This is a genomic window from Pseudomonas sp. Irchel 3A18 (assembly GCF_900187465.1).
GTDB lineage: Bacteria > Pseudomonadota > Gammaproteobacteria > Pseudomonadales > Pseudomonadaceae > Aquipseudomonas > Aquipseudomonas cichorii.
Genome location: NZ_FYDI01000001.1, coordinates 14,658 through 37,255, shown reverse-complemented (window position 1 = coordinate 37,255; position 22,598 = coordinate 14,658). Strand labels below are relative to the sequence as shown.

The 22,598-nt window shown below is 59.8% G+C and carries 20 protein-coding genes; 6 read left to right on the top strand and 14 right to left on the bottom strand.

Annotated elements, in window-relative coordinates; genetic code table 11:
• The first annotated feature begins 42 nt into the window (after positions 1–42).
• Genes CKW23_RS00175 through CKW23_RS00160 form a run of 4 tightly spaced genes read left to right on the top strand, consistent with a single transcriptional unit; the run spans position 43 to position 4,114 of the window.
• On the top strand, positions 43–1,458 hold the full coding sequence (locus tag CKW23_RS00175; protein ID WP_095066844.1) for a sodium:solute symporter family protein: 1,416 nt from the start codon (positions 43–45) through the stop codon (positions 1,456–1,458).
• A complete protein-coding gene (locus CKW23_RS00170) occupies positions 1,445–2,569 on the top strand; it encodes an exo-alpha-sialidase (protein WP_095066843.1) in 1,125 nt (374 codons plus the stop codon). The genes CKW23_RS00175 and CKW23_RS00170 overlap by 14 nt, the downstream gene beginning before the upstream one ends.
• A gap of 48 nt (positions 2,570–2,617) precedes the next feature.
• A complete protein-coding gene (locus tag CKW23_RS00165) occupies positions 2,618–3,301 on the top strand; it encodes an SDR family NAD(P)-dependent oxidoreductase (protein WP_095066842.1) in 684 nt (227 codons plus the stop codon).
• 36 nt (positions 3,302–3,337) lie between these two features.
• Positions 3,338–4,114, top strand: a complete 777-nt coding sequence (locus CKW23_RS00160) for a DeoR/GlpR family DNA-binding transcription regulator (protein ID WP_095066841.1) — start codon at positions 3,338–3,340, stop codon at positions 4,112–4,114.
• Here CKW23_RS00160 and araD1 read toward each other — a convergent pair whose 3' ends face one another.
• Both araD1 and CKW23_RS00150 read right to left on the bottom strand, forming a co-directional pair.
• Complete coding sequence (gene araD1, locus CKW23_RS00155) at positions 4,115–5,107, bottom strand: AraD1 family protein (RefSeq protein ID WP_095066840.1); 993 nt, start codon at positions 5,105–5,107, stop codon at positions 4,115–4,117. It lies immediately after the preceding gene.
• 12 nt (positions 5,108–5,119) lie between these two features.
• Positions 5,120–6,436, bottom strand: a complete 1,317-nt coding sequence (locus CKW23_RS00150) for an MFS transporter (RefSeq protein ID WP_095066839.1) — start codon at positions 6,434–6,436, stop codon at positions 5,120–5,122.
• A 156-nt stretch (positions 6,437–6,592) separates the two neighbouring features.
• Between CKW23_RS00150 and CKW23_RS00145 the strand changes: the two genes are divergently transcribed.
• Both CKW23_RS00145 and CKW23_RS00140 read left to right on the top strand, forming a co-directional pair.
• Positions 6,593–8,335: an IlvD/Edd family dehydratase gene (locus CKW23_RS00145; RefSeq protein WP_095066838.1), complete on the top strand. Its 1,743-nt coding sequence runs from the start codon at positions 6,593–6,595 to the stop codon at positions 8,333–8,335.
• Between the two features lie 99 nt (positions 8,336–8,434).
• Positions 8,435–9,151: a FadR/GntR family transcriptional regulator gene (locus CKW23_RS00140; protein WP_025260957.1), complete on the top strand. Its 717-nt coding sequence runs from the start codon at positions 8,435–8,437 to the stop codon at positions 9,149–9,151.
• 43 nt (positions 9,152–9,194) lie between these two features.
• Here the strand turns inward: CKW23_RS00140 and CKW23_RS00135 are convergent, their stop codons facing one another.
• From CKW23_RS00135 to CKW23_RS00080, 12 genes are all read right to left on the bottom strand, one after another.
• Positions 9,195–11,588 carry an RND family transporter gene (locus CKW23_RS00135; protein WP_095066837.1) on the bottom strand — a complete coding sequence of 798 codons (2,394 nt, stop codon included), beginning with the start codon at positions 11,586–11,588 and terminating at the stop codon, positions 9,195–9,197.
• A 27-nt stretch (positions 11,589–11,615) separates the two neighbouring features.
• Positions 11,616–12,656 carry a YCF48-related protein gene (locus CKW23_RS00130; protein ID WP_095066836.1) on the bottom strand — a complete coding sequence of 347 codons (1,041 nt, stop codon included), beginning with the start codon at positions 12,654–12,656 and terminating at the stop codon, positions 11,616–11,618.
• A gap of 281 nt (positions 12,657–12,937) precedes the next feature.
• Positions 12,938–14,095, bottom strand: a complete 1,158-nt coding sequence (locus tag CKW23_RS00125) for a glutathionylspermidine synthase family protein (protein ID WP_095066835.1) — start codon at positions 14,093–14,095, stop codon at positions 12,938–12,940.
• Between the two features lie 12 nt (positions 14,096–14,107).
• Positions 14,108–14,848: a DUF1190 domain-containing protein gene (locus CKW23_RS00120; protein WP_095066834.1), complete on the bottom strand. Its 741-nt coding sequence runs from the start codon at positions 14,846–14,848 to the stop codon at positions 14,108–14,110.
• Between the two features lie 27 nt (positions 14,849–14,875).
• On the bottom strand, positions 14,876–15,301 hold the full coding sequence (locus CKW23_RS00115; protein ID WP_095066833.1) for a DUF350 domain-containing protein: 426 nt from the start codon (positions 15,299–15,301) through the stop codon (positions 14,876–14,878).
• Positions 15,302–15,314: 13 nt separating this feature from the next.
• On the bottom strand, positions 15,315–15,968 hold the full coding sequence (locus tag CKW23_RS00110) for a YjfK family protein (protein WP_095066832.1): 654 nt from the start codon (positions 15,966–15,968) through the stop codon (positions 15,315–15,317).
• Positions 15,965–16,990 carry an ion channel gene (locus CKW23_RS00105; RefSeq protein ID WP_095066831.1) on the bottom strand — a complete coding sequence of 342 codons (1,026 nt, stop codon included), beginning with the start codon at positions 16,988–16,990 and terminating at the stop codon, positions 15,965–15,967. Before CKW23_RS00105 ends, CKW23_RS00110 begins: the two co-directional genes overlap by 4 nt.
• A gap of 86 nt (positions 16,991–17,076) precedes the next feature.
• Positions 17,077–17,784, bottom strand: a complete 708-nt coding sequence (locus CKW23_RS00100; RefSeq protein ID WP_095066830.1) for a PspA/IM30 family protein — start codon at positions 17,782–17,784, stop codon at positions 17,077–17,079.
• Positions 17,785–17,810: 26 nt separating this feature from the next.
• A complete protein-coding gene (locus CKW23_RS00095; RefSeq protein ID WP_095066829.1) occupies positions 17,811–18,464 on the bottom strand; it encodes a YjfI family protein in 654 nt (217 codons plus the stop codon).
• A gap of 351 nt (positions 18,465–18,815) precedes the next feature.
• A complete protein-coding gene (gene pepN, locus CKW23_RS00090; protein WP_095066828.1) occupies positions 18,816–21,476 on the bottom strand; it encodes an aminopeptidase N in 2,661 nt (886 codons plus the stop codon).
• 13 nt (positions 21,477–21,489) lie between these two features.
• Positions 21,490–22,323, bottom strand: coding sequence for a DUF2797 domain-containing protein (locus CKW23_RS00085; protein WP_177434610.1), 834 nt, complete (start codon positions 22,321–22,323; stop codon positions 21,490–21,492).
• Positions 22,320–22,580 carry a YeaC family protein gene (locus CKW23_RS00080; RefSeq protein WP_025260969.1) on the bottom strand — a complete coding sequence of 87 codons (261 nt, stop codon included), beginning with the start codon at positions 22,578–22,580 and terminating at the stop codon, positions 22,320–22,322. The genes CKW23_RS00085 and CKW23_RS00080 overlap by 4 nt, the downstream gene beginning before the upstream one ends.
• Positions 22,581–22,598 lie beyond the last annotated feature (18 nt).

Here is a 22,598-nt window from a genome sequence, read left to right as displayed (position 1 = left end):
GCACCCATAACGCGCCAAAAAAACAATAATGGAGCGATACCGATGGATACCTTCAACGCACAAGACACCACGATCATCGTCGGCATGGTGATCGTCTACATCGCAATCACCACCTGGATGAGCATGCGCATGCGCAGCAAGACCAGCGAGCAATACATGGTCGCTGCCAGGACCATGCCCGCCATCATCGTCGGCATCCTGATGATGTCCGAATTCATCGGTGCCAAATCCACAGTCGGTACTGCACAGGCAGCCTTTGAAAGTGGCTTCGCCGCTTCCTGGTCGGTAATTGCCGCCGCCATCGGCTTCCCGCTGTTCGGCCTGTTGATGGCCCGCAAACTGTACAGCTCCGGGGAGTTCACCATCTCCGGCTTCATTGCCAAGAAATACGGCACATCCACCAAGCTCGCGGTGTCGATCATCATGATCTACGCCTTGCTGCTGGTGAACGTCGGCAACTATGTCAGCGGTGCGGCGGCCATTGCCACGGTGCTCAAGATCAACCTGACCACTGCCGCGTTCATCACTGCAATCATCAGCACGCTCTACTACGTGTTCGGTGGCCTGAAGAGCGTGGCGTACATGAGCATCCTGCACACCGCGGTGAAATACATCGGGGTCATGATCGTGCTGGGCGTGGCCCTGAAGATGACCGGCGGCTTCACGCCGGTGATCCAGAACATGCCGGAACACTACTTCACCTGGGACGGCACCATCGGCGGTTCGAAAATCATGGCGTGGATCATCGGCACTGTCGGCGCGATCTTCTCGACCCAGTTCATCATCCAGGCGATTTCTTCAACCCAGAGCCCGAATGCAGCACGCCGTTCGACTTTCTATGCATCGCTGCTGTGTATCCCGATCGCACTGGCCCTGGGCTTTATCGGTGTCGCCTCCAAATACCTGCACCCGGACATGAGCAGCCTCTACGCCCTGCCGGTGTTCCTGCAATCCATGAGCCCCGTGGTTGCGGGCGTGGTCACCATCTCTCTGGTGGCGTCGATCTTCGTCAGCGTCAGCACCGTGGCACTGGCCATCGCTTCGCTGGTGGTGCGCGACTTCTACGTGCCGTGGCGTAAACCGTCGGTGGATCAGGAGTTCAAGACCACCCGCCTGATCGCTCTGGTGATCGGTTTCGTACCGCTGTTCTTCGTGTTCTTCGTACCGGAAATCCTGAACCTGTCGTTCTTCACCCGCGCCCTGCGCCTGTCGATTGCCGTGGTCGCGATGGTTGCCATCTACCTGCCGTTCTTCGGTTCGGGCCGAGGCGCGACACTGGGACTGATCGCATCCTCCATCACCACCAGCATCTGGTATCTGTTGAACAACCCTTATGGCATCGACAACATGTACATCGCGCTGGTGACACCGGCCATCGTGATTGCCATCGAGCATATGCTGCCCAAATCCGCCCAGGCCAAACGCCAAGACGCCGAGGTTCCCAATGCCAACCACTGACATTCGCCAGGACGCCTTCCTGCCAACGCCCTACGCCCAGAACCATGCCGCCAACCTGCATGAACTGGCCGACGGCACGCTGCTGTGCACCTGGTTTGCCGGCACTCAGGAAGGCATGGCCGACATCTTCGTCCTGCTGTCACGCCGCGACCCGCAGACCGGCGTGTGGAGCGAACCGCAAAAGCTGTCCGAGGATTCGACCCGCTCCGAGCAGAACCCGATCCTGTTCCAGGCGCCCGACGGGCCGCTGTGGCTGATCTGGACAGCACAGGTTTCCGGCAATCAGGAGACGGCGATCATCCGCCGTCGCCTGTCGCTGGACCAGGGCAAGACCTGGGGAGCCATCGAAACCCTGTTCGACGAAGCCGGTACTTTCGTTCGCCAGCCACCTGCCGTGCTGGACAACGGCGACTGGGTCCTGCCGGTCTGGTACTGCATCACGGGGCCGGGTGAAAAGTGGGTCGGCAACCATGACGTCAGCGCCGTGATGATTTCCAGCGATCAGGGCGTCACCTGGTCGCGCCATGACGTGCCGGACAGCACCGGCTGCGTGCACATGAATGTCCATCAGTTGCCGGACGGCACGCTGCTCGGGCTGTTTCGCAGCCGCTGGGCGGACTTCATCTACAGCACCCGCTCCAATGACCGTGGCCGCACCTGGAGCGTGCCGGCTCCGACCGAACTGCCCAACAACAACTCTTCGATCCAGTTCGTTCGGCTGGCCACCGATGAGCTGGCGCTGGTCTACAACCCGGTCAGCGCCGAAGGCCACAGCCAGCGCCGTGCTTCGCTGTACGACGAGATCGAGGACGAAGGCGACGACCGTGTCACGCCGGGTGCCCGCAGCGATGGCAAGTCCGCCATCTGGGGCATTCCCCGTGCGCCGATGAGCCTGGCCGTCTCCCGCGATGGCGGTCACAGCTGGCCGACACGCCTGGATATCGAACTGGGTGACGGCTTCTGCCTGACCAACAACTCACAGGAAAAACTCAACCGCGAGTTCTCCTACCCCAGCATCATCCAGGCCGCCGATGGTAGCCTGCATGTCGCGTTCACTTACTTCCGGCAGAAGATCAAACACGTGCATCTGCCGCTCCATGCCATTCGCTGAAAGCCCTGCGCCGGTCTTCGGGCTGGCGCCTTTTCGGAAACCCTCAACATGCCTTCAATCGAATCCGTACTTGTGACCGGTGCCAGCTCCGGCATCGGTCAGGCCATTGTCGTGCGCCTGCTTGAGCAAGGCCTGCATGTCACGGGCCTCAGCCGCCGCGCACCCGACCTTCAACACCCGAACTTCACCTGGATCGAATGCGACCTCAATGATTTCAGCGCTCTGGACCGGGCACTGGAACAGACCGTGAAAATCGATGCCCTGGTACACGCCGCAGGCTTCATGCGCACCGCACCGCTGGGACAACTCAACGATGCCGACGGCCAGGCGATGTGGCATCTGCATGTGGCCGCCGCCAGCCATATGGTCAACGCCCTCTACCCTCGCCTTAAATCCGGTGCCCGGCTGGTGATGATCGGCAGTCGCACCATGCAGGGCGCTGCCGGTCGCAGCCAGTACGCCGCCACCAAGGCCGCGCTGCAAGGCATGGTCCGTTCATGGGCCATCGAGCTGGCGCCACGGGGCATTACCGTCAACCTCATTGCCCCAGGCGCCACCGAAACCCCTATGCTGCTGGACCCGGCACGTAGCGCAACGCCCCCCAACAAACCGCCGCTGGGTCGCTTTGTGCAGCCCCACGAGATTGCCGGCCTGACCGCGTTTCTGCTCGGCCCGGACGCCGGTGCAATCACCGGTCAAAGCCTGGTGGTATGCGGCGGTGCGTCGTTGTAAGGTTGCACCTCGTTTTCCTGCGCTAGAAGAGCCTGAATGAAAGTCGCCAATCGTCGCCAATCGATACTCGAACTGGTTCTCTCCGGAAAATCCAACGTCGATGAACTGTGCGCCCAGCTCGGCGTTTCGGAAGCCACCGTGCGCCGCGACCTGACAGCCCTGGCCGAAGACGGCCTGATCGTGCGCACCTATGGCGGTGCAGCCCATATCGGCCAGCGCGAACCGGAAACCACGATTGAAGAACGCAGCCGTCAGCACAGCCAGGAGAAGATGGACATCGCCCTGGCGGCGCTGGCCCACATCAACGATCACGACACGTTGTTCCTGGAGGGCGGCACCAGCACCAGCGCGCTGGCCCACGTCCTCAATCAGCGACGCGGCCTGCATGTCATCACCAACAACCTGACGGCTCTGGGGGATCTGGCGCTGATTCCCGAAGGTCGGGTCACGGTGCTGGGCGGCACACTGCGCCCGTCCAGCATGTCGACCTACGGTGTGGCCGCCCAGGCTGCGCTGGAACACCTGAGCGCCGACAAACTGTTTGTCAGCGCCGATGGTGTGGTGGCGGATCTGGGATTGTGCGAAGCCAGCGCCGAGCAGGCCTATCTCAAGGAGAACATGCTGGCCCGTGCCGCACAGATCTTTGTATTGGCCGACTCCACCAAGCTGGGCCGCGCCCGCCAGCAGCACTGGACGCCGCTGCGCCAGCCGTGGACGCTGATCACCAACCCGGTGGACGATGAATCCCTGCTGGCGCCGTTCAAGGCCCGCAAGTCGATTCAGGTGGAAATTGCGTACCCGCAAAAGGCCTGATCAGAGTTTGCCGATACCCCCGGGCTCGAAGACCGGCTCGCTTGCCGTCAACCAGTTGACCAGCGGCTGCCCGAACTCTGGCTGACTGATCTCGAAACGATCCCCTCGCTGAGTGCGAATACCGTCGGCAAAAGACAGGGTCGCGGTGCCGAAGAAGTGGATATGCACATCCCCCGGACGCAGGAACTGGCTGTACTTGAAGTGGTGGTATTCAAGGTTTTCCAGGCTGTGACACATATTGGCCTCGCCACTGAGGAATTCCTTCTCCCAGACCACCTCCCCGTCGCGCAGGATACGGCTGGTTCCCACCAGATGCTGGGGCAGATCACCTACCCGCAATTCCGGGCCGAATGAGCAGGCCCGCAGCTTGGAGTGAGCCAGGTACAGATAATTGCGCCGCTCCATCACGTGGTCGGAAAACTCGTTGCCAATGGCAAAGCCCAGCCGATACGGCTTGCGGTCGTGGCCGATCACATACAGGCCGCTCAACTCCGGCTCCTCGCCACCATCTTCGGCAAACGGCGGCAGCGTAAAGGCGGCTCCCGGACGCACCACGATGCTGCCATCACCCTTGTAGAACCACTCCGGCTGCACACCCGCCTGACCGGCCTGGGGCTTGCCACCTTCCAGACCCCATTTGAAGATGCGCATGGTGTCGGTCATCGAGGCCTCGTCACCGGCCTGCTGATGCATCTTGTCCCGGGCCGAAGCGCTGCCCAGATGGGTAAGGCCCGTGCCGCTGACCAGCATGTGTGCAGGATCGGGATGGTCCAGCGGCGGCAAAACCCGGACTTCGCGCAGCAGTTGCGCATAATCATGGTCGGTGCCAAGCCCCAGCAGATCCACCTGATGCGCCAGACTGGAACCCGCTTCGATAGCCTTCAAGGCCAGCTCGCGAACACTGTCGACACCCGGCACTTCACGTACCCGGTCACCGTCCACCAGACCGACCCGGCGCTGGCCATGACTCAACTCGAACTGTATCAGCCGCATGAAACTCTCCTTTCAACGATGGGTGGAAGCGCTTGCCGAGAACTCGGACTCAGGCAACACGTGCCTGCGCTCCAGTACGCGATAGACAATGCCGGTCAGCACCAGCCCGAACACCATGACGCCTGACAGGAAGTACAGACCCGAGGCCAGGCTGCCGGTGAGTTCTTTCAGGGTCCCGATGACGAACGGGCCGATGTAGCCGCCCAGATTGCCCACCGAGTTGATCAACGCAATACCGGCAGCCGCACTGGCACCGGCAAAGAAACGGCCCGGCAGGGTCCAGAAGACCGCCGTGCAGGAAAACAGCGAGAACGCCACCAGACACAACGCTGCCAGTTGCGCTGCCGGCAAGGTCAGCCAGGCACTGCAGAACAGGCCGATGGCGCCCAGCACATAGAGTACGGCCAGGTGTCCGTAACGGTCGTTGAGACGGTCGGAACTGCGGGGCACGATCAGCAGGCCAATGATTCCGAAGATGTAAGGCACCGAGGAAACGAAACCGGTGGTCAGGTCGCTGCCACCGAACTGCTTGATCAGGGTTGGCAGCCACAGGCCAAGACCATAGATGCTCAGGGTTACCGGCAGATAGAACAGCGCCAGCAGCAACACCCGCTTGTCCTTGAGGGCGTGCAATGGATTGCCATGGCGGGTCTGGCCATAGGTTTGCAGGTCGTTGTTCAGCTCACCGGTCAGCCAGTCCTTCTCGGTCTGGCTCATCCAGGAAACCTGCTGCGGACCATCCGGCAGCCAGCGCAGGACCGGCCAGGTCAGCAGGATCGCCGGAGCCCCGATGACGATGAACAGCCACTGCCAGCCATGCAGCCCGAGAATGCCATCCATGCCCAGCAACCCGCCGGACACCGGCCCGGTGATCATCATGGCAATGGGTTGCGAGAGGATGAAGAAGCCGAGGATCTTGCCCCGATGGCGCACCGGAAACCATTGGGTGATGTAGTACAGCACGCCGGGAAAGAACCCCGCTTCCGCCACGCCCAGCAAGAAGCGCATCACATAGAAGCTGTAAGGCCCTTGCACGAAAGCCATGCCGATAGTGATCGCGCCCCAGGTGATCATGATCCGGGCGAACCAGCGCCGTGCCCCGAAACGTTCCAGCATCAGGTTGCTGGGGATCTCGAACAGAAAGTAGCCGATGAAGAACAGGCCGGCGCCCAGCCCGTAGGCGGCATCGCCGATGCCGATGTCCGCGCCCATGTGCAGCTTGGCAAAGCCCACGGCCGAGCGGTCCACATAGGCGATCAGGTACAGCAGGATCAGGAAGGGAATCAACTTCAGGGTGATGCGACGTATAAGCCCGGTTTCCTGGCTCATGGGGGTCGGTCTCCATTTTGTTTTTGTTATGGAACCTCGATTACCGCTCGACTATATAGTATTACTATTTAGGCTGACAACTCTTCCAATGATGGATATTTAGGCTTACCTTAGCCGAAACAAAAGCAATTAAGTCTTACAATAAGAGAGCCGACCATGTCTGATTCCGATAAAAAACCGACCCTGCGTTCTGCCCAATGGTTTGGTACCGCCGACAAGAACGGCTTCATGTACCGCAGCTGGATGAAGAATCAGGGCATTGCCGATCATCAGTTTCAGGGCAAACCCATTATCGGCATCTGCAACACCTGGTCGGAGCTGACACCCTGCAACGCTCACTTCCGCACGATTGCCGAGCACGTCAAACGCGGCGTGATCGAGGCAGGTGGCTGGCCTGTTGAATTCCCGGTGTTCTCCAACGGCGAATCCAACCTGCGCCCTACCGCGATGTTTACCCGCAACCTGGCCAGCATGGATGTCGAAGAAGCGATTCGCGGCAACCCCATCGATGGCGTGGTGCTGCTGACCGGCTGCGACAAGACTACGCCCGCCCTGCTGATGGGTGCCGCCAGTTGCGACGTACCCGCCATCGTCGTCACCGGCGGACCGATGCTTAATGGCAAGCATCAAGGCAAGGACATCGGTGCCGGGACCATCGTCTGGCAAATGCATGAGTCCTATAAGGCCGGACAGATCGGCCTGGACGAGTTCCTGTCCGCAGAAGCCGGCATGTCCCGCTCGGCAGGCACCTGCAACACCATGGGCACGGCCTCGACCATGGCTTGCATGGCCGAAGCGCTTGGCACTTCCCTGCCCCACAACGCCGCCATTCCGGCCGTGGACTCACGCCGTTACGTGCTGGCGCATATGTCCGGCATGCGCGCCGTGGACATGGTTCGCGAAGACCTGCGCCTGTCGAAGATCCTCACTAAAGCGGCGTTCGAGAACGCGATCCGGGTCAATGCCGCCATTGGCGGCTCGACCAACGCCGTCATCCACCTCAAAGCCATCGCCGGTCGCATCGGTGTGGACCTGGAACTCGATGACTGGACCCGCATCGGTCGCGGCATGCCGACCATCGTCGACCTTCAGCCGTCCGGGCGCTTTCTGATGGAAGAGTTCTACTATTCGGGCGGCCTGCCCGCCGTATTGCGGCGCATGAACGAAGCCAGCCTGCTGCCCAACCCCGATGCATTGACCGTCAATGGCAAGAGCATCGGCGAAAACACCCGCAATGCGCCGATCTATGGCGAAGACCAAGTCATCCGCGCACTGGATAACCCTATTCGCGCCGATGGCGGCATCTGCGTCCTGCGCGGCAACCTCGCGCCGCTGGGTGCGGTGCTCAAGCCTTCGGCGGCCACGCCTGCGCTGATGCAGCATCGTGGCCGGGCCGTGGTGTTCGAGAATTTCGAGATGTACAAGTCGCGCATCAACGATCTGGATCTGGACATTGATGCCAGCTCGGTGATGGTCCTCAAGAACTGCGGCCCCAAGGGTTATCCGGGCATGGCAGAAGTGGGCAACATGGGCTTGCCAGCCAAACTGCTGGCCCAGGGCGTGACAGACATGGTGCGGATTTCCGATGCACGCATGAGCGGCACTGCCTACGGCACGGTGGTGTTGCATGTGGCACCGGAAGCGGCAGCAGGCGGACCGTTGGCGGTGGTGCAGGAAGGCGACTGGATCGAACTCGACTGTGCCAACGGGCGACTGCATCTGGATATTCCGGATGCAGAACTGCAAGCACGACTGGCCGACTGGCAGGCACCTCAGCAACTGCTGGCTGGCGGCTATCGCCAACTCTATGTCGACCGGGTAATGCAGGCCGATCAGGGTTGCGATTTTGATTTTCTGGTCGGTTGCCGAGGTGCCGAAGTGCCCCGTCACTCACATTAAGTGACGATAATGGCGGGAAGCCATAGGTACGGCTCCCGCCCTCGATGTTGTGCAATGTTATGATGCGCGGCATCACTGCCAGGATCGATTTGCGCTCCCATGGATTACCGAAAGCCCTCCGACCGTAAAAGCATGCACTCGCGTATTGTCCAGGAACTGGGCATGCAGATCGTTTCCGGCCGTTTCAAACCTGATGACAAGCTGCCTGCCGAAGCCCTGCTCTGCGAGGAGTACGCCGTCAGCCGTCCGGTGTTGCGTGAAGCCACACGGGTATTGGTCGCCAAAGGGCTGGTGTATTCACGCCCGCGGGTCGGGACGGTGGTCAAGGCACGTCGCGAATGGCACCTGCTCGACCCGGATGTGTTGCATTGGGTCATGCAGAGTTCACCGCAGAACGAGTTCTTCAATCTGCTGACCAACGTACGGGCAGTGATCGAACCCGCAGTGGCAGCTTTGGCTGCGCAACATGCCACCGATGAGGAAATTGCTTCCATCGGCGAAGCCTACCAGCGCATGGAAGATGCCCCGACGCCTGAAGCCTTGCTGCAGCCGGACCTGGACTTCCACAGCCGCATCGCCGATGCGACCCACAACGATCTGCTGGCCCATCTGTGCAACATGCTGTCGCTGGCATTGCGTGAAGCCCTCAAACACTCCAACAAACGCCCCAACCTGCATGAACTGGCGCTGCCGCGACACAAGGCGATTCTCACCGCCATCCAGAACCGCGACGCCCTCGGCGCCCGGCATGCAACGCTGGTGCAGCTGGATGATGCGAGGAATGCATTGAGTGTGGTGTTGGGGGTTCCCGAATAAATTCGCTCCCATCCTGTGGGAGCGAATTTATTCGCGAAAAGGCTCAATGTGAAAAAAGCGAATTCCCCACCTTCCCGGCCATTTTCTCCGGTTTGATCAGGAACCGCGCCAGCGCTGGCAGCAGCCAGAGCGCGCCGAACATGTTCCACAGCAACATGAAGGTCAGCATCAGGCCCATGTCCGCCTGGAACTTGATCGCCGAGAAGATCCAGGTGCAGACCCCAATCGCCAGGCACAGGCCTGTGAACAGCACGGCCTTGCCTGTGGACTTGAGGGTTTCGTAATAGGCTTCCTGCAATGGCAAGCCTGCACGCAGGAAACTCTCCAGGCGGCTGTAGATATAAATGCCGTAATCGACACCGATCCCCACACCCAGCGCCACCACCGGCAAGGTCGCGACCTTCACGCCAATCCCCATGAACGCCATCAGCGCATTGCCCAGCACCGAGGTGAGTACCAGTGGCAGAACGATACACAGCGTCGCCGCCCAGGAGCGGAAGGTGATCATGCACATGGCCGCGACACAGATATAAACCAGGATCAGGATAATCAGCTCGGACTGCTTGATCACTTCGTTGGTCGCGGCCTCGATCCCGGCGTTACCGGCTGCCAGCAGGAATTGCAGGTCCGGCGTGTTGTTCTCCCTGGCGAAGTCCTGCACCGCATGGACGGCGCGGTCCAGGGTTTCGGCCTTGTGATCGTTGAGGAACACCAGCAGCGGTGCCAGTGAGCAATCGTTGTTGTACAGGCCGTCGGCACGGGCGATGGAGCTGTTGAGCACGTCCTTGTTGCGCGACAGGGATTCCCACTTCAGGTTGCCTTCGTTCATGCCCTTGATGACTTGCTTGGAAACAGTCACCAGAGAAATGGCCGATTGCACACCCGGTGTGTTCTCCATCTTCCACGCCAGCTCATTGATGGCCGACATGGTCGGATAGGCCGAGCAGCCTTCACGTGGCGTCTTGACCATCACCACCAGCACGTCGGAACTGGTGGAGTAGTGGCTGATGATGAAATTGTTGTCCTGGTTGTAGCGCGAGTCGGGGCGCAGCTCGGGAGCGCCCTGATCCAGGTCGCCGATCTTCAGGTTCTGGCTGTACCAGAGGCCGCCACCGAAGGCCAGCAGCGCCAGGACGATGGAAACCGGAGCGACTTTCGGGCTCGCGAAGTTCGACAGCAGGCGCCAGAACGGATGCTCGGACACCGCATCCTGCTTGCTGCGCACCACTGCCCGCTTGCTGATGCCGACATAGGAAATCGCCACAGGCAACAGAATCAGGTTGGTGAACACGATCACCGCCACACCGATGGAAGCACCGATGGCCAGTTCGCGGATCACGCCGATATCGATGATCAGCAAGGTAATGAAGCCCACGGCATCGGCCAGAATCGCAATCATCCCTGGCAGGAACAACTGGCGGAAAGTCCGGCGCGCAGCGGTCAGGGCATTGTCCGCATCGCTGGATTGCAGCGCGATACCGTTGATCTTCTGCACGCCATGGGAAATACCGATGGCAAAAATCAGGAACGGCACCAGCATGGAATACGGGTCGATGCCGAAGCCCACCACATGCATCAACCCGAGCTGCCAGATCACGGCAATCAGCGTGGTGCTCAATACCGCGATGGTGCTGCGGATGCAGCGCGTGAACCAGATCAGCAAGACCAGAGTAATGACAAAGGCGATGCCGAAGAACATCACCACCATGAACAGCCCGTCGATCAGGTCACCGACCTTCTTGGCAAAGCCGACGATGTGGATCTTGATGTTCGGGTTCTGGGCCTGATACTTGTCGCGGATCTTTTCTTCGAGCTGATGGGAGAACTGCTGGTAATCCAGTGCAAGCAACTTGCCCTGATCCGCCGGGTCGGGGTAGGACTCCATCAGCGGCACATCGATGATGCTGGACTTGAAGTCGTTGGCGACCAGACGCCCTACCTGCCCGGACTTGAGCACGTTGTTGCGCAACTGATCGAGGCTCTTGTCCGAGCCGTCATAGCTCTGGGGAATGACTTCGCCACCGGCAAAGCCTTCTTCGGTCACTTCGGTCCAGCGGACGCTGGGGCTCCACAGCGACTTGAGGCCCGAGCGGTCCACGCCTGAGATGTAGAACACCTCGTCGTTGATCTCGCGCAGGGTTTCCATGTAGCCCTTGGAAAAGATGTCGCCATCCAGTGCTTCGACGGAAATGCGCACGGTATTGCCCAGATTCGCCAGGTCATTGCGGTGCGCCATCATGTTCTGGATGAACGGATGATCCAGCGGGATCATTTTCTCGAAACTGGTGGACGGCCGGACCTGCAGGGCCTGCCAGAACAGAAAGATGCTGGTCAGCAGACACAGCAGGATCACTGTCGGGCGATTGTTGAAGATCAGGCGTTCAAGGAAAGTTGCCTTTTCGCCTTTATGCTGCTGTTCGTGATGAAGGTTGGTCATGCCTGAATGTCCCCGCCCTGAAGGTTCTTATTGTTGGGTCGTCTCGGCACCCGTAGGCGAGGCGACGCGCACGCCTCCCTGCCCTACCAGAATCAGATTGCCTCGGTCATTGGTGGTCACGCCGGCCAGTGAAATACGGTCGGGGCGGTTGAATATCTCGAAAGTCTGGCCATCATCGGTGCTGCGCATGACGCTGCCGCCATTGCCCACCAGAATCAGCGAACCATCGGCCAGCAAGGTGGCATTGGCCAGACCGAACTCCAGCGGCCCGCGGGCTGCATTCAGGGAGATGGTTTCCCACGTATCGCCAAAATCGGTGGAGCGGAACAGATTGCCCCGCAGGCCATAGGCCAATAGCGTCGAGGGCTGGGCAGTGCCGGTCACACCGAACAATGAGCCTTGATAAGGGCCTTCGAGCTTTTCCCAGCTCTGGCCGTCATCGCCGGAACGGAACATGCTGCCCGCTTCACCGACAATGAACAGGCCGGCGTCCTTGACCTGAGCGATGCTGTTGAGATGAAACTGATCTTCGTTATCGAGCCGGTCGCTGACATCTTCCCACTGCTTGCCGCCATCGGTGGTGGTCAACAATGCGCCATAGGCCCCTACGGCAAAACCGTTATTCAGGTCCTTGAACCAGACATCCAGCAAAGGCGCCTCGCGCTTGAGGTCCTCGAACTGCTTGCTCCAGGTCTTGCCGCCATCGGTGGTGGCAAGTACCTGGGCATCATGGCCGACAGCCCAGCCGTGCTGTTCATCGACAAAGTACACCGCCGTCAGCAATTGGCGGGTCGGCACTTTAGCCTGCACCCAGCTCTTGCCCTGATCGTCGGAATAGAGAATATGGCCGTGATCGCCAACCACCACCAACCGCGGACCGGCATGGGCCACGTCCAGCAACAGACCACGTGCGGCCTTGGCGGATTCGATGGAATAGGTAGCGTCTGCGGAAGGTTTTGCAGGATCGGAAGCGGCCTGTGAAACAGTTGCTGATGTCAGAAGCGCAATGCAAAGCGCCAGGGACAGGCCCGCGGATGATCGGGTGCGCCGGATGAAGGGCTCACTCATGGACTTCTCCCGTTATTGTTATCAGGTGTTTTCTGTAGGCCGGAACGCTCTAGCCTTACCCTTTTGGAAGCAGTCACATCCTAGTCGGCTTTTCAAATCCGTGACAATCGACAACTCGTTATCTTTTGTTAAGCACTGCGCAATTGGACTGTATTGTGCAGACTCTGTGGGAGGCAGCTTGCTGGCGACTTTCACGTACAGCCGCAGAATCTCTGCCAGTTTTCAGGCCTCTTCGCCAGCAAGCTGCCTCCCACACGTGTTGTTTGTGCCTTGAATAGGCATCAATCGATCACGACATGGGGCAAAAACCGGCTGGTGTCCTTGGTAATCAGGCTCTCGTCTTCGCGAATGCCGATTCCCGAAGCCAGGTCACCGATCACCCAGGAGCCGATCAGGGTGTAGCTGTCGTCGAATTTCGGCAGTGGCGAATAGGCTTGCAGGATGTAAGGCGCATCGGTGTAAGGCCCGTCGACGGCAATCACCTGATCGCTCGGCGTGCGCATTTCGATATTGGCGCCCTCACGGGAGAAATACGGCTTGCGGACCCAGCCTTTGGGGACAGGCTTTTCGGGGTTGCGGTCGATATGGGCAGGCAGCAGGTTCGGATGGCCTTCGTTGAACTGCCACAACAGCGGCAATATGCCCTTGTTGCTCAGGATCGCCTTCCAGGCGGGCTCGACGAACTGGGTGCCACTGGCCGCCACGTGCTGGCCGAACGGTTCGTGAAAGATATGCTCCCAGGCATGCAGCTTGAACAGCCGCTCGATCCAGCGCCCTTCCATATCGACGAAACGCCCTTCGCCGTTAAGCCCGATGTCTTCGATATCGATATGCCGCGCATCGATGCCGACATGAGCCGCCATCCGGCGCAGAAAATCCGTGGTACCGCGGTCTTCCACCGAACCGGACATCGATGAAAAGTAGAACGGGCTGGTGCGCGGAAACTCCGCGAAGGCCCGCACAACATCTTCAGCGATGGAGTTGAACTGGGTGGCATGAGCCGGCAGCACGCCCCGGGCCATCTGCTCTTCGAGCCAGAGCAGTTGAAATGCCCCGGCTTCCATCAGGCTGGTAGGCGTATCGGCATTGATTTCGTACATCTTCGCCGGCCCGGTGCCGTCGTAGGCAAAGTCGAAACGCCCGTAGAGATGCGGGTGCCCCTGCTTCCATGAACTGCGGATCAGATCGAAGAACGCCTCGGGAATCGCCAGTTGCTCCAGCAGTTCTTCGCTGTCCACGACCCGCGACACAGCATCCAGGCACATCTGGTGAAGTTCCTGGGTCGGCGCTTCAAGATCGCGGGTGATCTGCTGCTCGGTGAACAGGTAATACCCGCGCTCGTCCCAGTAGCGTTCGCCGTCGATGGTGTGGAAGTCGAACCCCTCACGCTCTGCGGTGGCTCGCCAGTCCGGGCGTTCCTGGATGCTGATCTTTTTCATGGGCCGCTTTCCTCAACCGCCGAAACTGCTGCCGCCGCTGCTCTTCCCGCCCCAGCCACTGCGCGCCGAAGCCTGACTGCCGAAGCCGCCACGCGAAATCGTCGAAGACACCGACGAGCCGGAGCCGGAACTGCCAAGACTGCGTCCCAGCGTGTTCTTGCTGTAGCTATTGTCCGGGCTGGATCTGGCCTGGGTCGATCGGCTGAAGGTTTTGCCCCGGTCTATCTGGCCGGGCAAGGAAGAGGTGTAATACCCGCCACGATCATCGCGAGTCTGATAAACGGGCTGCGAGTAATAGCGCTGGTTGCCAAAACCGTTGCTGAGCAGATTCCCGATCAGCAACCCGGTCAACAGGCCACTGGTGCCACTCATGCCGGCAGGCGCTGACTGGGCAACTTCCTGATTGGCCCTGTCCAGGGCGTCCTTGGGAACATTGCCGGAGAAACCCAGCTCGAAGCCGCCCATTTTCGGCATGTACTTGCCGTCGGATGTGACCTGACAGTAATCCGGCACAAAGTCGGCATCGCAGGAAGCCTTGTCATCGTAAGTGGGTGCAATGCGCCGATGATCGGACAAGGCCTGCATATAGGCATCCGAGCACACATCGACGGGCACTTTGGACTCGACACACTCCTGAACGGACTTGAAGTTGGCCTGGGCCGTGAAATTCGAGGTATCGTCCGGCGAGCCACATCCGGAAAGAGCGAGGGGAAGCGTGCTGGCAAGCACTAGTTTTGCTGGACTGCGTCTCATCGTAAGTCTCCTTGACCGTCGCCGCTGTCAGACCGAAGGGGTCATGCAGGCCGCGTTGAGCAGACCGACGCTAATGGCAACACTGGCGGAGTAGATGGCCGCTGCCGTCTCGCCTCTGACAATGCGCGCCGAAAGGCCCTTGAGCACCAGACTGGTGACTCCAAACGCCAGCAGTTGCACCACAGCGGCAATCACCACCCAGACGATCACGTCCAGAATGCCGACGCTGTACGTGATGATGTTGCTGGCCGGCAGCGCAAAACCGATCAGCGAGCCGCCCAGTGCCAAGGCTGCCGCGCTGTTGTTCTCGCGGATCAGGGCAAATTCCTTGTGAGGCGTGACCCTGCTGTAGATGAACTGGAACAGGGCGAACAGAATCGCCGCCACCAGGATGTACATGATGAAACCAAACACGGCAGTGGCGTTGAGCGACATACGCAGCGCGTCGATCATGGGGATTTCCTTGTCATAGAACGTTGATATCAGTGGATTGCAGCGTTACGCCAACCGCCGTTGTCAGGGTGATGGCACCCTCTTCGTCTTCTTCTACCGAAAACAGCAGAAATTCCCGACGATTGATCAAGCCCGTTTCCCGGGCGTACAGCATGCTCAGGTGCCGGATGCGATAGCCGCCGTCAGGGCTGCTCACATCTTCGTCCATGGGCGTCAGCTCGGTCTGACCGGTTTCGGTGCCCCACTGGCGCTCGAACACTTCGCCATCGTGCTCATAGGTCGGCAGGCCGATCTTCGAGGACGGGCCGGTCAGGCGCAGTAACTCGTCCTTGCTGGCAATGGGCGAGGCACTGTAATAGCCGAAGAGAATGATGTCTTGAATATCTTCAGGATTGGGGCCGTTGCTGACCACCTGCAGAAAATAATCCTCGTTATCCAGATAGAAACGATGGATGGACATCGACTGGCCAAGATCGATACGGCCCACGGCCCAGACCTTTTCGTCGCCTGGCAGGACCACTTCGGAATGACCGTCGAGCAGCATTTTCAGCGACGAATCCAGGCACAGCATGCGCCCCGAAGTCAGGCCAAGAGGGCTGGTCGGGCCGCTGGCGTTACCGGACGACTTGGGCGCCTCCAGTCCCATGGCACGTTTGAACCAACTCATAGCGCATCTCCCTGCAATCGGCTGGAAGCGATGTAGAAAATTTCCCCGCCGCGAATGGACACATCATTGGCAGGATTGATCTCGAACTGCCCGCTGGCAGACGAGCGATAGCCGATCAGCGTGGCATTGAATTCCTGGCGCAGGCGCACATAGAGCTCGCCGCAGGAGGACGTGAAATCGGCAGGCAGCACATGGCGGAATTGCGTGGCGCCCTGGCCGATGCACAGCAACTCGTTGATCACGCTGCTGGAGCCCGGGTCCTGAGAGGAACGGACCAGCATTTCGATAGCCATGTCTGACGTGCATTCCAGTTCGGGGGCGTAGGTTCTGGCCAGCGCCGCCCGCTCGGAATTATTGAAGTGAGCCACGACATGGCCCGATGGCCCAAGGCTCTTGAGCGTCAGCACAATGGCCAGGGTCAGGCTGTCGGACTGGGTATGCACCAGAATCCGCTGGGCACCGATGACACCGGCACGGATCAACAGCGCAGGCGAATCCAGGGAATCCCCCTTGATAAAGGATGCCCGGCCCGGCATGGGGTTTTCCGCAATGATCGAGTCGCAGATCACCAGTCCGCCACGGCTGGTCGAGGCGTCCTGATCGAGCAGTTCGACGATGCGTTCACTGGACTCGCCATCCCAGCCCACCAGAACCGTATGGCCCTTGAGTGCAGAGCAATCGCCCTGTCCCTTCATGTTTCTTCTCCAGATATCGCCGACCGAAGTCGATGCCTTGCCGATCACGGCGGTCAGCAAGGCGATACCGCCCAGCATGATCCAGGTGGTGGTGATGACCTTGCCCCAGCCGGATTTGGGCGACAGATCGCCATAGCCGACCGTGGTCGCGGTGGTCAGGTAGAAATAGGTGAAATCGACGCCCTGAAGCAGATGCTCCTCGCCGGCCAGGGTCAGCAACACCCATGAAACGGAATAATGCACGGCCAGCAATATACCGATACCAGCCCAGCCGAACCGGTCGAAGAATACCGAGGCGTGACGCCGAAGCAACAGAAACAGGGTCATCCGTTCAAATCCTTGAGTCAGCGTTCACTTCCGTACAGCCCCGCCCCCGCACGGGATGGCCTTTGCAGCCATCCCTTCCAGACAGCTTACTGGGCGGGTGTCTGGTTACGGGCCTTCAGGCGCGCCAGCACATCTTCGGCACCGCCATTCTTGGCGCCGATGCCAGCGTCCTGCAGGCGACGCTCAAGGTCGCTGCCGCTGGACTGGCTGGCCATTTCTTCAGCCGCTTCCAGCTTGGCGTCCTGTTCATCCTGACGCTGCTTCAGACGCGCCAGAGAACTCACCGCATTTTCTACCGAGCCGCTGGCACCACCGGTCGCCGAGGCCGTGGCAACCCGCGCCTTTTGCACGGTTTCACGAGCCTTGGCCATTTCGACCTGCTGCTTGAGGCCCTTGATGCGGGATTCGGCCTTGAGCACCTGATCCTGCAACAGATTGACCTGCTTGTTGAACTGATCGGCCAGCTCCTGCTCCTGATCGCGCAGGGCTTCGATCTCTGCGACCTTTGCCGCGCACTCGACGGCCAGGGATTCTTCCCCCTTGTTCAGTGCCTGCAGGGCACGGTTTTCCCAGTTGGCAATGCTGGTGGCGTGCTCTTCAAGACGCTGAGCGGACAGCTTGTGCTTGGCCTTGATGGTGATCAGGCCGTCGCGGGCCTTGACCAGTGCACTGTCGGCGTCGCGGATTTCCTGGTCCAGAATGCGGATGGCATTGGCATCGACAATCGACTCGCCGACTTCGGAAGCACCGCCACGAACGGCAGTCACCAGTTTTTTCCAGATACTTGTGGTCATGAATTCTTTCCTCCTGACAGGACTATTCAGCGGATGAAATGGTCGTCGAAAGCTTCGGCCGCACGGATCACGTTGTCCGCGAGGGTAAAGATTTCCTGAACAATCACCGTTAGGGACGATGCGGCGCTCAGTGCGCCAAACAGGCAATAGACTTCCTGGTCGTCAGCCAGGGTTTCGATACCCACCGACGACAGGGGAAACAGGTCGCGGCTGCGCAGGACGACATTGTTGAAAGCGGCCACATCCTTGATGTTGCTCACTTCGATCAGCGTGGCATCGGCCAGGATCTGGTCGCCCGCCACCGCAATGTAGATCGGCAGGTCGCCATAGCCTTTCATGGTCAACCGGATGCCGGCCTCGGCACCTTCGGTCACGGCCAGCTCAATTTCACCTTGAGTGACCAGATCCAGCTCGGCCAGAGACTTCTGCAGGGAGCTGATGGTCCAGTGGGTGTTCTCGGTCATGAAATCCTCCAATTTGATTCTGTCGCCCAGAAAGGGCTGCCTTAGCGCTTTTTCGATGCCGCGCAATGCATCGACGTTTTCAGGGCGGATCCAGAACTCACGCTTGACCAGACCCGCTTCCTTGAGTCGCAGACGCATTTCACGCATGTAATCGGTAGAACTCTTTGACACCTTGGCCGGGAGTACTGAACTGTCGCCTTTGGTTTTACGAGGCACTGGCGTTCCCCTGTGATGTTAATGCCGATCAGTCAAGGAATATGTCACTTGTGGGAGGGGCCTTGGCCGCGACGACTTGCTTGCAGGCAATACATTTTCAGCGCCTGAAAGCTGGCTGTCGCGGCCAAGGCCCCTCCCACGGATTGCAACCTGGCCACCAACTGATCAGCATTACCCTGTCATTTCGCCTTGGATCAGGTCCGCAACTTAGCAGATGCCCTGACGGATAGATACGCCTCACATGTGATATTTTTTCGAATCAGAAACCAGGCGATTCCAGACGTAAAAAAGGTGCTGTCCGCAACCGCGAACAGCACCTTTTCCACAGCGTACTCAATGCCGCGTCAGGCCTTACACCGCCAGGCTTTTGCTCACCACTTCGAACACGTCCGACGACAGCTCGCCGGAGCTGCGAATGCGCTCAAGCTCGGCCTTCATCAACGCCTGACGGGCGCTGTCGTACTTGCGCCAGCGGGTCAACGGTGCCAGTTGGCGAGAAGCGATCTGCGGGTTGAAGCCATTGAGCTCGATCACCAGATCCGCCAGGAAGCGATAGCCGGAGCCATCTGCCGCATGGAAGTTGATCAGGTTCTGGCCGGCGAAGGCACCGATCAGGGCTCGAACCTTGTTCGGGTTCTTGATGTTGAACGCCGGATGCTGCATCAGCTCCTTGACCCGTTGCAGGCCACCGGGCTGGGTGCTGCCCGCCTGGACGCTGAACCACTGGTCCATGACCAGCGGATTGCCTTTGAAGTTTTCGGCAAACACGGCCAGAGCCTTGGCGCGCTCTTCGGTAAATGGCGAATTGACCAGCACCGCCAGCGCTGTGAGACGTTCGGTCATGTTGTCGGCGGCATCGAACTGCTCGATGGCAGCTTCCAGCACCTGCGGCCTGGCGCTGAGCATCAGGTACGACAGCGCAATGTTCTGCAGGCTGCGACGGGCGAAATGCTCGGCTTCGGCGATGTAAGGCGTGGTTTTCGACAGGCTGCGATTGGCCTGATAACGAGCCCACAGCGCATCGAACAGACTGTCGGCAATCTGCTGACGCGCAAACTCGCGGGCCCCATGGATGGCATCGACATCCGCCACTTCGCTGATTTCAGTGAGGTACGCCTCGCCCGGCAGCGACAGCATCTCGGCGACCATGGCCTGATCCAGCTGCTCGTCCGCCAGTACGGTGCCCAATGCCGTCACCAGACGCTGGTCCATGACCAGTGGCTGACCTTGCTGATGCTGAGCGATCAACTCTTGCAGCACTTGCACCGACAGTTGCTGACCAGCCTCCCAGCGATTGAAGCCATCGCTGTCGTGCTGCATCAGGAACATCAACTGGTCGCGGTCGTAAGGGAAGCTGAGCTTGACCGGTGCGGAGAAACCACGCAGCAGGGACGGCAGCGGCTTTTCAGCGATATCGACAAAGGTGAAGGTCTGCTCGGCTTCAGTCACCGACAGCACGCGGGACGTCCCGCTGGCGGCGGCTTCGCCGGACAGGCGCAAGGCAATCTCGCCACCCTGCTTGTCCAGCAGACCCAGCGCGACCGGAATCACGAACGGCAGCTTTTCCTGTTTGTCCGGCGTCTGCGGGCAGCTCTGACGGAAAGTCAGGCTGTAGGTGCGCGCCGCACTGTCGTAAGACTCGCTGACCGCCAGACGAGGTGTACCGGCCTGGCTGTACCAGCGCTTGAACTGGGTCAGGTCAACGCCATTGGCGTCTTCCATGGCCTTGACGAAGTCGTCACAGGTCACGGCCTGGCCGTCGTGGCGCTCGAAGTACAGGTCGCTGCCCTTGCGGAAGCCTTCGGCGCCCAGCAGGGTGTGGATCATGCCCACGACTTCGGAGCCCTTTTCGTAGACGGTCAGGGTGTAGAAGTTGGAAATCTCGATAAAGCTGTCCGGGCGCACGGCATGGGCCATGGGGCCGGCATCTTCGGCGAACTGGTGAGTGCGCAGGTAAGCGACATCCTGGATGCGCTTGACCGTGGCCGAGTTCATGTCCGCCGAGAAGCCGGAGTCACGGAAGACCGTGAAGCCTTCCTTGAGCGACAACTGGAACCAGTCGCGACAGGTCACGCGGTTACCCGACCAGTTGTGGAAGTATTCGTGGGCCACAATCGCCTCGACCCGCTGGTGAGCGGCATCGGTGGCGGTTTCGGCACGGGCCAGCACGGCGCTGGAGTTGAAGATATTGAGGCCCTTGTTCTCCATGGCGCCCATGTTGAAGTCGTTCACGGCCACGATCATGAAGATGTCCAGGTCGTATTCGCGACCGTAGGTTTCTTCGTCCCAGCGCATGGACTTCTTGAGGCTGTCCATGGCGTGCTGGCACTTGTCGATGTTTTCCGGCTCGACGTAGATGCGCAGGGTCACGACACGTTCGCTCATGGTGGTGAAGGTGTCTTCGACACACCACAGGTCACCGGCCACCAGCGCAAACAGGTACGCCGGTTTCATGAACGGGTCTTCCCAGGTGGCCCAGTGGCGGCCATCGTCTTCCTGGCCGCTGGCAATCGGGTTGCCGTTGGACAGCAGCACCGGGAAATCATGCTTGTCGGCGCTCAGGGTCGTGGTGAACTTGCTCATCACGTCCGGGCGGTCGAGGTAATAGGTGATCTTGCGGAAACCTTCGGCCTCGCACTGGGTGCAGAACATGCCGCTGGACTTGTACAAGCCTTCCAGCGCGGTGTTGGTTTCCGGGTGAATGCGCACGGTGCTGTCGACCGTGAAACGCTCAGCCTTGGGATGCAATGTCAGGTGGTCGGGCGTCAGCTCGTAATCGGCAGGACTCAGCTCGACATCGTCCAGTTGCAGCGACACGAGTTCCAGAAGCTGACCGTCCAGCACCAGCGGCGGCAAGCCAGCGCCACGTTCCGGGTTACGACGCATGACCAGTTGTGCGTGCACCAGAGAATGGTCGTCGAACAACTCGAATGTCAGATGCGTTTCGTCAATGAGGTACTCAGGCGCCTGATAGTCTTTCAGGTAAATCATTTTCGGTTGTTCAGTACGCATACTGGAGTCCTTATTACTGATGCACGGCCAGTTGATAGGCCGTGTATTTGCGAATATTGATCACGCCGGTATCGAAAATCAGGTATTGGCCCTTGATCCCCAGCAGCGTGCCCTCGGCAATCGGGTTCTTGTCCAGGTTGAAGCTGACGATCTTGGTCGGATACGCCTCGACCGGATAACGAAACGCTACAGGCTCGGCTTCATGCAGCAACTGAATGGCCTGCAGGCCGAAGCGGCCTTGCAACTCGTGTAGTCCGGCAGCGCAACTGTCGAACAGTTCCTGGCGAATGGCCTTGAGATCCACCGGCTGGGCATCGCCCTTGAGCAAGGCGCGCCAGTTGGTGCGGTCCGCGACCTGACTGCGCAGCAGGTCTTCGACGAAACCGGACTGCTGCCGGGTCGCCACACGCAAAATCGGCAAGGCCTGGCTTGCGCCCTGATCCAGCCAGCGGGTCGGCAACTGGGTGGCCCGAGTGATACCGACCTTCACGCCCGATGAATTGGCGAGATAGACAATGTGGTCGGTCATGCAGAACTGCTCGCCCCAGGACGGGTCCCGGCAGGTGCCGTGCTCGTAATGGCACTTCTCCGGGCTCATGATGCACACGTCGCACTGGGCCAGCTTGAGCATGCACGGGTAGCAATAGCCCTGGCTGTAGCTGGATTTGGTCTTGCGACCGCAATGGCTGCAATGGATGGCACCCAGGTATTCCAGACGCACCGTCTTGCCGATCAGCGGGTTGAACGGGATTTCCGCATCGCCCAGCCGAAAACCGTATTGCACGAACGACGCCTCATCCTGACGCGCCGACATTTTGTTGACTGCTCCGCGACCAATCTCGATCAATGGATGGCATCCGACTTGAACAGGATATTGGCCACTGGCTCGGACTTGGACGCACATTCCTGCGGCCCCATGTAACCGATGCGCTGGTCTTCCGGCAGGTTCTGCGCTTCCCAAGCGATCAACGCCTGCAAGGACAGTTCACGCTGCTCCTGAGTCAGCTTGCGGCCATCGGACCACTTGCCGATTTCCACGGCCAGCTTCAGGCTCTCATAGATGTCCGGGGTGATGTTTTCAATCATTTCAACAAAAGAGGACATGCCGTACTCCAGAAAATA

What these genes read in the sequence shown, in the direction of transcription:
- CKW23_RS00130 (WP_095066836.1), bottom strand. Translation starts at nt 12,656, where the DNA reads ATGAGTGAGCCCTTCATCCGGCGCACCCGATCATCCGCGGGCCTGTCC.
- CKW23_RS00105 (WP_095066831.1), bottom strand. Translation starts at nt 16,990, where the DNA reads ATGACCCTGTTTCTGTTGCTTCGGCGTCACGCCTCGGTATTCTTCGAC.
- CKW23_RS00135 (WP_095066837.1), bottom strand. Translation starts at nt 11,588, where the DNA reads ATGACCAACCTTCATCACGAACAGCAGCATAAAGGCGAAAAGGCAACT.
- CKW23_RS00150 (WP_095066839.1), bottom strand. Translation starts at nt 6,436, where the DNA reads ATGAGCCAGGAAACCGGGCTTATACGTCGCATCACCCTGAAGTTGATT.
- CKW23_RS00175 (WP_095066844.1), top strand. Translation starts at nt 43, where the DNA reads ATGGATACCTTCAACGCACAAGACACCACGATCATCGTCGGCATGGTG.
- CKW23_RS00170 (WP_095066843.1), top strand. Translation starts at nt 1,445, where the DNA reads ATGCCAACCACTGACATTCGCCAGGACGCCTTCCTGCCAACGCCCTAC.
- CKW23_RS00140 (WP_025260957.1), top strand. Translation starts at nt 8,435, where the DNA reads ATGGATTACCGAAAGCCCTCCGACCGTAAAAGCATGCACTCGCGTATT.
- CKW23_RS00120 (WP_095066834.1), bottom strand. Translation starts at nt 14,848, where the DNA reads ATGAGACGCAGTCCAGCAAAACTAGTGCTTGCCAGCACGCTTCCCCTC.
- CKW23_RS00145 (WP_095066838.1), top strand. Translation starts at nt 6,593, where the DNA reads ATGTCTGATTCCGATAAAAAACCGACCCTGCGTTCTGCCCAATGGTTT.
- CKW23_RS00100 (WP_095066830.1), bottom strand. Translation starts at nt 17,784, where the DNA reads ATGACCACAAGTATCTGGAAAAAACTGGTGACTGCCGTTCGTGGCGGT.
- CKW23_RS00080 (WP_025260969.1), bottom strand. Translation starts at nt 22,580, where the DNA reads ATGTCCTCTTTTGTTGAAATGATTGAAAACATCACCCCGGACATCTAT.
- araD1 (WP_095066840.1), bottom strand. Translation starts at nt 5,107, where the DNA reads ATGCGGCTGATACAGTTCGAGTTGAGTCATGGCCAGCGCCGGGTCGGT.
- pepN (WP_095066828.1), bottom strand. Translation starts at nt 21,476, where the DNA reads ATGCGTACTGAACAACCGAAAATGATTTACCTGAAAGACTATCAGGCG.
- CKW23_RS00160 (WP_095066841.1), top strand. Translation starts at nt 3,338, where the DNA reads ATGAAAGTCGCCAATCGTCGCCAATCGATACTCGAACTGGTTCTCTCC.
- CKW23_RS00110 (WP_095066832.1), bottom strand. Translation starts at nt 15,968, where the DNA reads ATGAGTTGGTTCAAACGTGCCATGGGACTGGAGGCGCCCAAGTCGTCC.
- CKW23_RS00125 (WP_095066835.1), bottom strand. Translation starts at nt 14,095, where the DNA reads ATGAAAAAGATCAGCATCCAGGAACGCCCGGACTGGCGAGCCACCGCA.
- CKW23_RS00115 (WP_095066833.1), bottom strand. Translation starts at nt 15,301, where the DNA reads ATGATCGACGCGCTGCGTATGTCGCTCAACGCCACTGCCGTGTTTGGT.
- CKW23_RS00165 (WP_095066842.1), top strand. Translation starts at nt 2,618, where the DNA reads ATGCCTTCAATCGAATCCGTACTTGTGACCGGTGCCAGCTCCGGCATC.